At 73.2% G+C, this 13,480-nt stretch carries 13 protein-coding genes and 1 riboswitch; of the genes, 8 read left to right on the top strand and 5 right to left on the bottom strand.

The features are described 5' to 3' along the window. A partial coding sequence (locus NBZ83_RS22425; RefSeq protein ID WP_261575729.1) for a phosphatidylglycerol lysyltransferase domain-containing protein occupies positions 1–1,820 on the bottom strand: 1,820 nt, incomplete at its 3' end. A 686-nt stretch (positions 1,821–2,506) separates the two neighbouring features. On the opposite strand from NBZ83_RS22425, the gene NBZ83_RS22430 reads away from it, so the two are divergent. Together NBZ83_RS22430 and NBZ83_RS22435 are read left to right on the top strand one after the other, a co-directional pair. Beyond that, on the top strand, positions 2,507–3,442 hold the full coding sequence (locus tag NBZ83_RS22430) for a ParA family protein (RefSeq protein ID WP_261575730.1): 936 nt from the start codon (positions 2,507–2,509) through the stop codon (positions 3,440–3,442). Continuing rightward, on the top strand, positions 3,439–3,918 hold the full coding sequence (locus tag NBZ83_RS22435) for a hypothetical protein (RefSeq protein ID WP_261570026.1): 480 nt from the start codon (positions 3,439–3,441) through the stop codon (positions 3,916–3,918). The genes NBZ83_RS22430 and NBZ83_RS22435 overlap by 4 nt, the downstream gene beginning before the upstream one ends. 48 nt (positions 3,919–3,966) lie before the next feature. On the opposite strand, the gene NBZ83_RS22440 is transcribed toward NBZ83_RS22435, so the two are convergent. Continuing rightward, positions 3,967–5,466, bottom strand: coding sequence for an MFS transporter (locus NBZ83_RS22440; protein WP_261570027.1), 1,500 nt, complete (start codon positions 5,464–5,466; stop codon positions 3,967–3,969). Positions 5,467–5,703: 237 nt separating this feature from the next. Then, on the bottom strand, positions 5,704–6,414 hold the full coding sequence (locus NBZ83_RS22445; protein WP_261570028.1) for a TetR/AcrR family transcriptional regulator: 711 nt from the start codon (positions 6,412–6,414) through the stop codon (positions 5,704–5,706). 220 nt (positions 6,415–6,634) lie between these two features. Between NBZ83_RS22445 and NBZ83_RS22450 the strand changes: the two genes are divergently transcribed. From NBZ83_RS22450 to NBZ83_RS22470, 5 genes are all read left to right on the top strand, one after another. After that, positions 6,635–7,663 carry an alpha/beta hydrolase gene (locus NBZ83_RS22450; protein ID WP_261575731.1) on the top strand — a complete coding sequence of 343 codons (1,029 nt, stop codon included), beginning with the start codon at positions 6,635–6,637 and terminating at the stop codon, positions 7,661–7,663. A gap of 152 nt (positions 7,664–7,815) precedes the next feature. Next, positions 7,816–8,784 carry a universal stress protein gene (locus NBZ83_RS22455; RefSeq protein WP_261570031.1) on the top strand — a complete coding sequence of 323 codons (969 nt, stop codon included), beginning with the start codon at positions 7,816–7,818 and terminating at the stop codon, positions 8,782–8,784. Between the two features lie 86 nt (positions 8,785–8,870). Next, a complete protein-coding gene (locus NBZ83_RS22460; protein ID WP_261575732.1) occupies positions 8,871–9,719 on the top strand; it encodes a sulfite exporter TauE/SafE family protein in 849 nt (282 codons plus the stop codon). Beyond that, on the top strand, positions 9,716–10,105 hold the full coding sequence (locus tag NBZ83_RS22465) for a DUF1634 domain-containing protein (protein WP_261570033.1): 390 nt from the start codon (positions 9,716–9,718) through the stop codon (positions 10,103–10,105). Before NBZ83_RS22460 ends, NBZ83_RS22465 begins: the two co-directional genes overlap by 4 nt. 290 nt (positions 10,106–10,395) lie before the next feature. Next, a riboswitch (SAM riboswitch) is annotated at positions 10,396–10,510 on the top strand. A 29-nt stretch (positions 10,511–10,539) separates the two neighbouring features. Next, entirely contained in the window at positions 10,540–11,997 is a 1,458-nt protein-coding gene (locus NBZ83_RS22470) for an aminotransferase class V-fold PLP-dependent enzyme (protein ID WP_261570035.1), read from the top strand. A 96-nt stretch (positions 11,998–12,093) separates the two neighbouring features. On the opposite strand, the gene NBZ83_RS22475 is transcribed toward NBZ83_RS22470, so the two are convergent. Both NBZ83_RS22475 and NBZ83_RS22480 read right to left on the bottom strand, forming a co-directional pair. After that, positions 12,094–12,492 carry a PPOX class F420-dependent oxidoreductase gene (locus NBZ83_RS22475; RefSeq protein ID WP_261570036.1) on the bottom strand — a complete coding sequence of 133 codons (399 nt, stop codon included), beginning with the start codon at positions 12,490–12,492 and terminating at the stop codon, positions 12,094–12,096. A gap of 73 nt (positions 12,493–12,565) precedes the next feature. Then, entirely contained in the window at positions 12,566–12,931 is a 366-nt protein-coding gene (locus NBZ83_RS22480; protein WP_261575733.1) for a hypothetical protein, read from the bottom strand. 125 nt (positions 12,932–13,056) lie between these two features. Between NBZ83_RS22480 and NBZ83_RS22485 the strand changes: the two genes are divergently transcribed. Further along, positions 13,057–13,480: helix-turn-helix domain-containing protein (locus NBZ83_RS22485; RefSeq protein WP_261575734.1), on the top strand; the 424-nt coding region annotated here is incomplete at its 3' end.

Below are 13,480 nucleotides of genomic sequence, written 5' to 3' on the forward strand. Positions count from 1 at the left end.
GAACGCTCGCGGCGGGCGGCGGCGAGCAGCGCACCGGGGCGGGGCAGATGGTCGCGCCAGCGAGGCCAGACGAGGAACGCCTCGGCCTCGAGGATCGCCAGGGCGATCCTCGGCAGTTCGGCCGTGGCCGGATAGCAGACGAAGCGGGGCAGCCAGGTGGGCTGGAACTTGGCGTTGAACCGGTAGAGGCTGTCGATCTGGAACCAGCGCGACAGGAACATCAGCAGGCCGCGCCAGCAGCGAACCACCGGCCCCGCGCCCAGGCGTTCGCCGCGTTCCAGGGCCGAGCGGAAGAACGCGAAGTTCAGCGAGACCCGCGCGACGCCGAGTTGCGGCGCCAGGCGCAGGGTGCTGACGATGAGGAACTCGTTGAGCCCGTTGTCGGCCGATCGGTCGCGCCGCATCGCGTCGAGGGACAGCCCGTCCCGCCCCCACGGCACGAAGTGCAGCAGCGCTCGCAGCTGCGGCTCGCCACCGGCCAGCAGTTCCCCGCCGGCCAGCAGTTCCCCGCCGGCGGCCTCGTTCTCCCCCCACGACTCGCCGCCGGGGGACGCCGTCTCGTCGGGCCGAGCCGCGACGCCGGTGTCCTGCCCCATGTTCTCGTAGGCGAGGACGACGACGCAGTCCCCGTCCTCGGGGTCGCCCAGCCGGCCCAGTGCCATCGAGAAGCCGCGCTCGGTCTCGCTGCCCCGCCACGCCGCCGCCTGATCCTTCAGCCGTGCGACGTCGCGCGGCGACAGATCGCGGACCCGACGGGCGACTGCGGTGTACCCGGCGCGTTCGATCCGCGCGACGGCCTGGCGGACGTTGCGCATCGCCCGGCCGTCCAGGGTGAAGGTGGCGGCGTCGACCACGGCCTCGTCGCCGAACTCCAGCGCGGTCAGCCCGGCGCGGGTCCAGGCCGTGCCGCCGGCCTCCGAACAGCCGATCACCGCCGGGGTCCAGGCGTGGTCGGCCGCCTCGCGCAGGAACTCGTGGATCGCCCCCGGCCACGCCTCCCGGTCCCCGAGCGGATCGCCGCTGGCGAGCATCACCCCGGAAATCACACGGTAGGCCACACACGCCTTGCCGGACGGGGACCAGATCACCGACTTGTCGGAACGCAGCACGAAGTAGCCGAGCGAGTCGGCGTCGCCGTGCCGGCCGAGCAGCGTCCGCACCCGCGCCTGGTCGTCCTCGGTCAGCCGCGGCTGCGGCCGCGGTGGACGCAGCGCCAGGTAGCCGGTGGTGCCGATGGTCACCACGCCGAGGGTGAGCAGCACCCGGTCGGCGAGGTCGGCGAAGCGGTCGGAGGTGAAGTGCAGCGGGCCGGGGACGCCGACGAGCCCCAGCACGATCTGTTCGAGCTGAGCCGACCAGGCGTGCGGGCCGGCGATGCGGTGCTCGCGCAGGTGCAGCAGCAGGAAACCGATCCCGATCGACACGGCGGTCAGCAGCAGGGCGGCGCCGAGCGCCCGCCAGCGGGTCGTCGGGTCGCCCTTGGCCCGGAACTCGCCGCGGACCAGCACCAGCACGCCGAGCAGCGCGGCCGACGCCGCCGCCTCGTCGTAGTCGAGCCCCTTGGCGACGTGCAGCGCGACGCTCAGCCCGAGCAGGACGACGACTGCCCGCCACGCCCGGCGCTTGCGCCGGCGCAGACCGGCGGCAAGCAGGACCAGCAGCATGCCGACGACGACCGTGAACGCGGCGGCCTGCCGGGAGGCCGCCGCGGGCAGCAGCACCCGCAGGTCCGCCAGCCGGGACCGCCATTCCGGGGTCAGTGCGGACACCACGTCGAGCAGGCCCACGGCGAGGGTCAGCAGCGCCGCAACCCGCGGCACCCACGGCCGGCCCCACCCGGGCAGACCCGGACGCCACCGACGCCCGGCTCCACCCGCAGCCGGCCCGCCGCCGACGGCGCGGCCGGCGACGACGCCGCCGCTACCGCTCCCCGCACCACGACCGGTCCCCGCACCACGACCGGCTCTCGCGCCACGACCGGTCCCTGCGGGGCGCCCGGCTCCGCCGACATCCCGGCCCGCACCGGATCCGGGCACCGTGGTCGCCCGGGTGGTTTGACCCACGGTCCGGCCGAGCTCCGTGCCAGGCCCAACCCCGCTCGAGGTACCCATGTGTCGCATCGTCCCCCGAGACAGTGGCGGTGACAGCACTGGAGTCGCCGAGACGATAGACCGCTGTTCGACGGCGTCCGCGGCGTACTGCCTGAACGTAACCGGTCTCGCCGGAAGGCCGGCACGTAGGGGCGGGAACGCGCAGATCGCCGGACGGCCGTGACATCCAGATCACCCATCGTAATCCCAATACGGCGTCGATCGCACCACTGCCGGTCAAGGTGTACGCATCGCCGCCACCCGGCACGAATCCCCGCCCATCGCGGGCCCGCATCCCGTGATGTGCTGTCCGGCGTGCCCGTCGGCGCGGGTCACGCCGCGGGAACGGGTGGCACCGTAGCGACGGGGGGAAACCGGATGATCCGGTCAGCAACCGAGCATGGGGACGGGCCGCCGTGCGCGTGATCTCGGTCGTGAACTACAAGGGCGGGGTCGGGAAGACCACGCTGGCCGCGAACATCGGCACGCAGATCGCCGCCTGGGGGAAGCGCGTCCTCCTCATCGACCTGGATCCGCAGGCCAGCCTGACCTTTTCGTTCTACCGGCCGGAGCAGTGGCGGGCGGAACTCGCCGACGACCAGACGATCAAGCAGTGGTTCGAGGCGTGGCGGATGGACGCCCCGGTGCCGCCGCTGGCCCCCCTGGTCACCTCGCCTCCGGTGGTGAACTCCCGGATCGCGCAGGGCAGCGGCGCACTCGACCTCATCGCCTCCCACCTGTCACTCGGCGATGTCGAGATGAACCTTGCCGCGCGCCTCGGCGGCGCGGAGGTACACCGCTCGACGCGGCACTACTTCGACGTCTACCTGCGGCTCTCCGCGGGGTTGGCGACCCTGCCGCCGAACGCCTACGACCTGGTCCTGCTCGACTGCCCGCCGAATTTCGGCGTCATCACCCGCGCCGCGGTCGCGGCCAGCGACCAACTGCTGATCCCCGCCCGTCCGGACGAGCTGTCCACCCTCGGCATCGAGCACCTGCAGGCCCGACTGCGCCGGTTCATCTGGGAATTCAACCGGATCGTCGACCTGCAGTCGGACCTGCATCCGGCGGTGAAGAAGCTGGAGCCGATCATCCTCGGCGTGGTCTTCACCATGGTGCAGTACTACTCGGGCAAGCCGATCGCGGCCCTGCGCCCCTACATCGCCCAGACCCGGCAGCTCGGACTGCCGGTCTTCGAGGCGATGGTCCGGGAGAGCAACCACCACTTCGCCGGCGCGGCTCGCACCCAGCTTCCCGTCATCCTCTCCGACCAGGTCACTCCCGCTCTCGCGTGGGAGCTGCACCGCCTCGTCGAGGAGTTCCTCAAGCGAATCAGGACGCCTCGCCCATGACCACCGCCCCCGAAGCCGCCCGGCTGAGCACGCTGCTCCTACGCCAGCTCGCCGATCTGGTGGCCGGCCTGAACGAGCACCAGATCGGCGAGCTGCTGGCTGGACGGACACGGCTGACCGTCACGGCCGCGCAGGGTGGCCGGGCGGCGAAACCCCCTGCTGCGCCGGCGACGCGGCGGCGGCCGGCCCGCGCGGAAGCGGGCACGACGGCAGGGGCGGCGCTGCCAGCCGCGGTGGACGTGGAGGCGCTACGGACGGCGCTGCTCGGCGCGACGAGCCGGGAGGAGGCCGCCGAGCACCTGGCCGCTCTCGGGCGGGTGTCGGTGCCACAGCTTCGGGCGCTGGCCGGCGCCCTCGGCGTGGACGGGGTGGGCGGTAAGGACCCGAAGGCGAGCGTCATCCGCAAGATCGTCGACGGGACCGTCGGCTTCCGGCTCAGCTCGCTGGCGATGCTGAGCGAGGACATCGACCTCTGAGGTCACACCGGACCGGTGCGGGCCCTTCGGGGGCCCGCACCGGCGAGGTCAGCCCACGTGTGCCGGGGCACCCTCCACGTTCGCCGCGGACTCCCGCCCGGCGCGAATGAACACGAAGATCACCACTGCGGCGACCGCGATGAGGATCGCGCCCCACAGGAACGCCGTGGTGTACCCCTCGATCTGCGACTGCGCGAGGGCCGCCTTACCCTGGCCGTGGCCGTCGAGGTAGCTGCCGACGGCGGTTGCGTAGACGGTGTTGAGCAGGGCGGTGCCCAGCGAGCCGCCGATCTGCTGGGTGGTGTTGACCAGGGCGCTCGCAACCCCGGCGTCGTGCGCGGCGACACCGACGAGGGCCAGGTTCGACAGCGGGACGAACGAGAAGCCCATGCCGACGCTGATGAGCAGCTCGGACGGCAGCACGTGGGCGACATAGCTGGAATCGACCTCGATGGACAACAGCAGCGCCATGCCGACCGCGGCCAACGTCGTCCCGACGCCGGCGAGCACCCGCGGGCCGATGCGCGGCAGCAGCTGGCTGGCCGTGCCGGCGGAGAGGATGATCCCGGCGCTGAACGGCAGGAAGGCGAACCCGGTCTTCAGCGCGCTGTAGCCCAGGGTCTGCTGGAAGTAGTAGGTCAGGAACAGGAACATCGCGAACAGGCCGGCGCCGATCAGCAGCGAGGCCAGGAACGATCCGCCGCGGTTGCGTTCCCAGGCGACCCGCAGCGGCAGCAACGGCGCGGCGGAACGCGACTCGATGACGACGAACGCGGCGAGCAGTACCACCGAGCCGATGAGCAGGCCGAGGGTACGGGGGTCGCTCCAGCCGTCCTCGGCGGCCACCGTGAAGCCGTAGACGAGGGCGACGAGCCCGGCGGTGACCGTGACCGCGCCGGGCAGGTCGTAGCGGGCATCGCCCTGCGCGCGGCTCTCCCGCACCACCGGCACCGCGAAGAACGCGGTGACGAGCGCGATCGGCACGTTTACCAGCAGGCACCACCGCCAGGAGGCGTACTCGGTGAGCAGGCCGCCGAGGATGAGCCCGATCGCCGCGCCACCACCGGAGATCGCGCCGTACACTCCGAACGCCTTGGCCCGCTCGCGGCTCTCCGTGAACGCAACGGTGATCAGCGACAGCGCGGCCGGGGCGAGCAACGCCGCGAACGCGCCCTGCAGGGCCCGGGCGGCGAACAGCAGGGCGGCGTTCGGCGCCAGCCCGCCGAGCGCCGAGGCGAGCGCGAAGCCGAACAGCCCCCAGACGAAGGCCCGCTTGCGACCCAGGTAGTCGGCGATGCGCCCGCCGAGCAGCAGCAGACCGCCGAAGGCGAGGGTGTACGCGGTGACCATCCACTGCCGATTCGCGGTGGAGATGCCCAGGTCAGCCTGGGCGTGGGGCATCGCGATGTTCACGATCGAGGCATCGAGGACGACCATGAGCTGCGCGACGGCGATGATGCTCAGCGCCAGCCACCGCCGCGGATCGGGGGCGTCGTCGGCCACGCCTACCGGGGGATCTCCGGCCTGGCGGTCGACAGTTGTGGTCACAGAGGGCTCCTTGCCGGAGAAGTCGAGCTGCCGGGACATCGAACGGGTAGGTGTTCCCGGGGCATGGGCAGGGGCGACCGACGCACAGGACTAGAGACGCGGCGCCGATGGACGGAGACGGAGACGGGCCACCCACCTCGGGCTGGCAGCAGGTGGTGGAACCCGCACACAGTGGGACGCGGCGGGCAGTGGCGGATGCGAATCCGCCTTCGTGCAGGTGTTCGAGACGATATTAGCTCAGGTGTTCGAGGTCTCCGTGGGTGGGGCCGACCGGCCGGCGAGCAGCGGAAACACGACGTCGTCGACGATGTGGTCGGCGAACGCCTCGTCCAGCGGCTCACCCGTGACGAGCAGGCGCGTGAAGATCATTGCCAGGATGACCTCGATGAGCAGCGCCGGTTCGGTCTGCGCGAGCAGGTCCCCCCGCCGCACCGCCCGCTCGAGCAGGCAGCGGCCGAGCTCCACCTTGCGTTGCAGGAGGTTGGCCTGGATCACCGCGGCCAGCCGAGGGGACTCGCTGGCCGCCCGCAGGACGCCGACGAGCAGCGCACCATCCGGACCAGAGACAGTATTGATCATGAGGCGAACCTCGGCGGCCATGTCGTCCCGCAGGCAGCCGGTGTCCGCGGGGACGTGATCGGCGGGACCGTGGCGACGCAGCGCCTCCACGACCATCTCATCCTTGCAGGACCACCGCCGGTAGATCGTCGCCTTGCTGGCCCGGGCCCGGGCCGCGACGGCGACCATGCTCATCCGGTCGTAGCCGACCTCGACAAGCAACTCCAGCGCCGCGTCCAGAATCGCCTGCTCACGGGACTCGTCCCGCGGGCGGCCCCGACCGGCGGCGACCGGAAGCGAAATGGTCTGCCACTCCTTTCCCTCGAACCGACGGCCCAGCGACCATCCTGGGGTGGACCGCGGACCCCGCGACAGGGCCTTCGGTACCATCACAAAAAACGGTACCGCGCTGTACCGAAAAGGTCTCCCACCGAACCGCATGGCGCCGCTCACATTCCGCCCGCACCACGATCCGTCCCCGAGCCGGACTGGCGACCAATCACTCGAATGGGGCGGGCATGATGGCACGCGACCAGCCAGTCGCCCGGTCCGGCAGCCACCGCCCGGCTTCGAGAGGATCGCCGACATTCACCACGTCCCGCACCGTCTCATGGCCGCGGCCACCGGCGGCCTGCTCGCCCTGGGGCTCGCCGTCGCCGCCTGCTCCCGGCACGACTCCACCCAACCGGGGACATCAGCCCAACCGGAGACATCGGCGCCGACCAGCGGTCCCGGCCGGACAGGCGGCCTGACCGAGCAGTCCGACGAGGTCGACGGGATGTGGGTCCGCCGCGATGTGGCCTACGCGCCGGTGTCACCCGCCCAGCGCCTGGACCTTTACCGGCCCACGCCGCCGCCGGCCGCCGACGCTGCCGCCCGCGACGGGGCGGGACTGCCGGTGGTCATCACCATCCACGGCGGCGCGTTCGCACTCGGCGACAAGCGCGACGACCTGCCCGTGATCCACGCGCTGGTCCACGCCGGGTACGCCGTCGCCAGTCTGAACTACCGGCTGTCCGCCGAGGCCCGCTTCCCCGCCGCCGTCCAGGACGTCAAGGCAGCCGTGCGCTGGGTGCGCGCCCACGCCGCCGACCACGGCCTGGACCCGGACCGGATCGTGGCAAGCGGCGCGTCGGCGGGGGCCTACCTCGCGGTCATGCTGGGGACGACGCCGGGAGTGGCGATGTACGACGACCCGGCACTGGGGAATCCGGGCGTCTCCAGCGCCGTGCAGGCCGTCGTCGACTTCTACGGTCCGATCAACTTCGCCTCGATGGACGACCAGGTTCGCGCGAACGAGCGCTGTGCGGTGTCCGACGCCTCACACGGCCGTCCCGACTCGCCGGAGTCCCGCTTCCTCGGCCGCACGGTGGCCGCCGTGCCCCAGCTTGTCCGGGTCGCGAGCCCCCTGAACTATCTCGGCCGCGCCCCGCTGCCGCCCTTCCACATCGAGCACGGCGACGCCGACTGCACTGTGCCGCACCGCCAGTCCCTTGAGCTCGCCGACGCGCTGCGGGCCGCCGGCGCACCGGCCGTCGACGTCACGATCGTGCCCGGCGCCGGCCACGGCGGCGCCTTCCCGACCGCCGAGCGAATGCCCGCCGTCCTTGCCTTCCTCTCCCGCACCGTCGGTCACTGACACCGGAAACGGACGCGGATCAAGGGCCCTTCGGCCCGGTCCGACCCGGCCAACCGGCCGACCCGGCAGCGGCGTTCGGCGCGTCGGCGCAGGCCCACGCACGGGCATGGTGGACGGTGTCGGGGATCACAGTGGCGAGAAAGGTGACGACGATGGCGCGAACCACAGGCGAACCAGACACGGCGGGCCAGTCGGGCACGGGCGGCATCGTGGTGGGGATCGACGGTTCGCCTGGGTCGGCCGCGGCCCTGCGTTGGTCCGTCGACGAGGCGGCGCGGCGGCGACTGCCGGTGACGGCGGTGCTGGTCTGGGACGCGATCGGGGAGCCGCGTTCAGTCTTCGACGCGGCGAGCAGCGCCGACCGCGCGGGGTTGGCGCAGGCGGCGCGGCGGGTGCTCGCGGACACGGTGGCGGCGGTGCACATCCCCGATCCGGCGGTCACGGTGACCGAACGCGTCGAGGAGGGCAGCCCCGTGCCGGAGCTGCTGCGGCTCGCGATCGGCGCGCAGCTCGTCGTCGTCGGCGAACACGGGCACGGCGCGCTGCACCGGCTGATGGCCGGGTCGGTCTGCCAGGGGCTCGTGCACCACGCGCCGCTGCCCGTCGTCGTCGTACGCGGCGGCGACGACCGGCCCGACCGGGCTGCGGGGGCGGCCGGTTCCGGGGATGCGACGGGCACGACGGCGGCGTCGGTGGACGAACGCCCGGTCGTCGTCGGCGTCGACGGGTCGGACGCCTCACTGCGGGCGCTGCGCTGGGCGGTGGCGGCCGCCGCCGCGCGCAAGACCACCCTGCGCGCCGTGCATGCCTGGCATCTCGAGGTGCCGGCCTACCCGGGGATCTATGCGGACTTCGGCTCCGCGCTCGCCGAGCAGGCGCAGCGCACCCTCGACGACGCCGTGACCACGATCATCGCCGAGCACGGCGGCGGGCTGCCCGTCCAGGTGGTCAAGGAGACCGTCGCGGACAGCGCCGCCCGGGCTCTGCTGCACGCCGCCGCGGCCGCGCAGCTGCTCGTCGTCGGCAGCCGCGGCCACGGCGGGTTCACCGAGCTGCTGTTGGGCTCGGTGAGCCACCAGTGCGTGACGCACGCCCCCTGCCCGGTGGCCGTCATTCGCTGATCGGATCCGTCGCTCACGCCCCCGGGATAGTTCTGGTGCAGATATGCTCTGTACCAGAACTAATTTTTCCTACCTGGTGAGGCGCCGTGAGCCCGTTGGCCGAGATCGTCGCCATCACCGCCGTCTGCGTCCTGTCCGGCTGCCTGGGCAGCCTGCTGGGGCTCGGCGGCGGCACCTTCGTCGTCCCGATCCTGACGCTGGCCTTCGGCCTCGACCTGCGGCTCGCGATCGGGGCCTCGGTGATCTCGGTGGTCGCCGGCAGCGCCGCGGCGTCGCCGCGCTACCTCGACGAGGGCTTCGCGAACCTGCGCGTCGCGGTCACCCTGGAGGTGGCGACGGTGAGCGGCGCCATCGCCGGGGCCCTGCTCGCCGGGCACCTGAGCACCCGCGCGCTGTACACGGTGTTCGGGGTCGTGCTGGCGGTCAGCGCGGTCCAGATGCTGCGCCACCGGCAGGATCGCGACGGCCTGGCCGTGCCGGACGATCCCATCGCCGACGCCCTGAGCCTGCACGGAACCGGCACCCGCGCCGGCACCGGCACCGCGGTCCGCGACATCCGTCCCTACCGGGTGACCCGTACCGCCACCGGCCTGACGATGATGACCGCCGCCGGGGCGATCAGCGGCCTGCTCGGCATCGGCTCGGGGGCGATGAAGGTCCCGGCCATGGACCTCGCGATGCGCCTGCCGATCAAGGTGTCGACGGCGACGAGCAACCTCATGATCGGGGTGACCGGCGCCGCGAGCGCCGTCGTCTACCTGCAGCGGGGCGACGTCGTGCCGCTGCTGGCCGGCGCGGTGGCGCTCGGGACGGTCGTCGGCGCGCGCATCGGGTCGCGGTTGCTGGCCGTGGTGCCCGCCGAAGCGCTGCGGGCGATCTTCCTCGTCGTCCTGCTCATCGTCAGCGCCCAGATGCTGCTGCGGGGCCTCGCGTGAAGGCGGCACCGGGTGCGCCCGAGTCCGGTGCCCGTCAGGTCGCACTGGTGCTGCGGATCGGTGGCGGTCTCGGCGCCGCCCTGGTCCTCGCCGGGCTCGCGGTCTCCTTCGCCGGCAGTGGCGGGGGCTGGCTGCACGGCTCGGGCGACGACCCGCTCGGCGGCAACGCGGCGATGCGGCTGTCCGACCTGATCGGCGGGCTGCGCCACGGGCGGGCCGGCGCCGTCGTCCTGCTCGGCACGATCGTCCTGGCGGCGACGCCGGCCGCGGGTGTGGTCGCGGCCGGATGCACCTGGCTGCGGGCGCGCCGGGCGTGGCTGGCGGGTGTGGCCGCCGTCGTGCTGCTGCTGCTCGTCCTCGCCGGAATTCTCGGCGCCGCCGAGTAGCGCGATGCCGGCGGCGTCGAAAATCCGTCGACGGCGGCCCGGGGACGGGGCACCCGTGAACCACGACTACTCAACATTGATCGTTTACGGCCCCGGGTAGGCCGGACCTACTCGTCTCGTCGCGAGGGCTTTCGGTTCGGCCGTGTTCGCCGGTGTCGCCTCATCGCCGGTTCATGACGTTGACTGCCGGTGCATGACGTTGACTGCCGGCGCATGGTGTTCCGCGGAACCGCGACGCCGGCAGTGCCGCACTCCCACCGGGAATCCAGGCTTTGCTAAGGTCTTTCCCACGTCTTGAGTGTCAGCGTTCAGCCCCGGCTTGCTGGCCGGCAACCCTCCTTATGCAGCGGGGTGCCCCGGGTGGTGACGAGGCCTCGGCAACCCCGCCGACGGCAAGTGCCGACCCTTTGTGGGTCCTACCAGGAGCAACGATGATGTCGATCATCTCTGCCGCGCCTCCGTCTCCCGGCCGGCAGGACCGCCCCGACCAGTCGACCGGACGGCCAGCCGGTCACCCACCCACCGGCGACGCCGCGCCCGGCGCGCTGCTGGCGGTGCAGGGAGCGGGGCTGGACGTGCCGCTGGTCGGCGGCGGGTGGGCCGAATACGCCAACCTCGACCACGCGGCCAGCGCACCGTGCCTGACCGAGGTGGCCGAGCATGTCGCCCGGGTGCTGCCCTACTCGGCGAGCGTGCACCGCGGCGCCGGGTTCGCCTCCCAGGTCTGCACGACCCTCTACGAGGGTGCCCGGCGCGACGTCGCCCGCTTCGTCGGCGCCCGCGACGGCGACCTCACCCTGTTCACCCGCAACACCACCGACGCCGTCAACCTGCTCGCCCGATGCCTGCCCGCCGCCGACACCGCCGGCGGGGTCGTGGTGTTCGACGTGGAGCATCACGCGAACCTGCTGCCCTGGCGCGCCCGCGCCGGCTACCGATCCGTTGCCGCCCGGGCGACCCTGACCGAGAGCCTCGCCGCGCTCGAGGCCGAGCTGAGCGCCGCGCCCACGGTCCTGCTCGCGGTGACCGGCGCCTCCAACGTCACCGGGGAGACGCCCCCGCTGGCCCGGCTCGCCCGGATGGCCCACCACGCCGGCGCCCGGATCTTCGTCGACGCCGCCCAGCTCGCCCCGCACCGGCGCCTCGCCATGGCCGCCGACGACCTCGACTACCTGGCGTTCTCCGGGCACAAGCTGTACGCGCCGTTCGGGGCGGGGGTGCTGGTCGGCCGGGCCGACTGGCTCGACGCCGCACCCCCCTACCTGGCCGGCGGCGGCGCCGTGCGTGAGGTGGGCATCGGCGCCGTCAGCTGGGCCACCGGCGCGGCCCGCCACGAGGCCGGTACCCCGAACCTCGCCGGCGCGACCGCGATCGCCGCCGCCTGCCGCACACTCGCCGCGCTCCCCCCGGGCGCGTGGGAACGTCACGAATCCGGCCTGCGCGCACGGCTGTTGCACGGGCTCGCCGGTCTGGACGGCGTCGTGATCCACCGCATCTGGTCCGACGGCGACGGGGCCTGGCAGGACGCCGTCGGTGTCGTCGCGTTCTCGCTGCCCGGGCACGACCCGGCCCGGGTGTCGGCGTACCTGTCGGCCGAGCACGGCATCGGGGTGCGTGCCGGCCGGTTCTGCGCGCACCCGCTGCTGGCCCGGCTGGGGGCGCCGGGCGGCGCGTTGCGGGCCAGCATCGGCGTGGGCACGACCGCCGGCCACGTCGACCGCCTGATCGCCGCCGTGGCGCGGTACCTGCGGGTCGGGCCCGCCTGGGACTACACCCTGCGCGACGGCCAGTGGCAGCCGACCCCTGACGACCGTCGTCTCCCGGCCTGGGCCGAACAGTATGCCGGCGCCGCCACGGCAAGCGACCTGCCGGCCAGCCCCTGCGGGACCTGAACTATCCCGTTGCACGACCCGCGCCCGCCCGCACAGCCAAGGGCGGGCGCGGGTGATCGCCCGCCCGCCACGACGGGAGCCTGAACCGCCGCGGGCTCAGCCGAAGGTGTTGACCTTGGTCGGGTGCACGGCGATGCTGTACCGCTGCTCGCCGGGCGGGGTGAGCTTGCGAATATCGTCGGCCGTGCGCCCGTTGCTTTCGGCGATCTTCGCGGCCCAGGTGTAGTCCTCGTCGAGGAGGACCTCGGCGTTGCCCCGGACCTCCACCGTGCGGTAGACGTTGGCGATGTCCAGCAGGAACAGCGAGCACTGCGGCGTGCGCTGCAGGTTCTTCAGCTTCTGCTTGTCCGAGCTGACGGAGATGCGGAAGACACCGTCGTCGAGCAAGTAGCCGACGGCCGTGGTCTGCGGAGCGCCGTCGGGGCCGAGGGTGGTGAGGATCGCGACCGCGGCGTTCTGAGCGAGGTCCTGGTGGGTCTGCGGGATGAGGGTCACCGGAAAATCCTACGCACCCCGACCATTCCCGGGTCACGGCGCGGTGCGTTCCCGCGGTCGTCGCGCCGATCGGCTACCGGGCGCGGCCGCGGCGGGGGGCAAGGATGACCTCGGCGGTGTTGCGGCCGCCGGCGCCCCACGCCCCGGCACCGGGGAAGGTCCCCGCGCCGGTGAAGGAGAGCCCGGCTACCGGCGTGCGGTAGCCGCTGAGCTCGCGCTGGCGGCCGAGCAGCGCGGCGACGACGCCGCCTGGAAACGACGGGGCGTACCCGCGGGGCGTCACGGCCGCAGCCGGCACCAGGGGCACCACGTCGCGGACGAAGCGCTCCATCTGCTCGCGGGCCCGGTCGTCGAGGTCCCCCGGCATCACCGGGAAGATCACCAGGTCGGTGAGGCCAAGCAGATCGTCGAGGGCGGCGATGCGCGCGGCCACCCGCAACGCCGTGGCGTTCCTACACGGGCTGGGCGGACCGGACGGCGACATCGGCAGATGAGACGACGCCGCAGCGGATACCCTCGGCTTCTGAGCGGTTCCGCGGGCGTCGGAGGGTGGTCCGGGTGGCGATGGCCGAGCAGGTCGAGGTCCCGTTGCTGCGGGGGCTGATCGGGCGGGCGCTGCGCCGGCGCCGGCTGGCCCAGCAGCGCACCCTGCGTGACGTCGCGGCGGCGGCGCTGGTGTCGATGCCCTACCTGTCCGAGATCGAGCGGGGCCGCAAGGAGGCCTCCTCGGAGATCCTCGCGGCGATCTGCCGCGCGCTCGGCGTGCGCCTGACGGACCTGCTCGACGAGGTGCGCCTCGAACTCGCCCGCATCGAGCCCGAGATCACCCCCGTCGCGCCGACCGCGCCGCTCGGCGAGGGCGCCGAGCCGGTCACGGCCCGCCTCGCCGTCCCCTGCCCGACGCGGATGTCGCGCCCGTTCGAACCCCGTGCCGCGGCCGGCGGCGGCCTCGCCGGGGTCGGCTGGGTCGGTGGGGTCGGGGTCGGCG

Origin of the sequence: Frankia gtarii (genome assembly GCF_025403375.1) — a bacterium.
GTDB lineage: Bacteria > Actinomycetota > Actinomycetes > Frankiales > Frankiaceae > Frankia > Frankia gtarii.

Excerpts from the sequence above, each read along its gene's own strand:
- NBZ83_RS22455 (WP_261570031.1), top strand. The coding sequence starts at position 7,816 with ATGGCGCGAACCACAGGCGAACCAGACACGGCGGGCCAGTCGGGCACG.
- NBZ83_RS22450 (WP_261575731.1), top strand. The coding sequence starts at position 6,635 with ATGGCCGCGGCCACCGGCGGCCTGCTCGCCCTGGGGCTCGCCGTCGCC.
- NBZ83_RS22435 (WP_261570026.1), top strand. The coding sequence starts at position 3,439 with ATGACCACCGCCCCCGAAGCCGCCCGGCTGAGCACGCTGCTCCTACGC.
- NBZ83_RS22445 (WP_261570028.1), bottom strand. The coding sequence starts at position 6,414 with ATGGTACCGAAGGCCCTGTCGCGGGGTCCGCGGTCCACCCCAGGATGG.
- NBZ83_RS22470 (WP_261570035.1), top strand. The coding sequence starts at position 10,540 with ATGTCGATCATCTCTGCCGCGCCTCCGTCTCCCGGCCGGCAGGACCGC.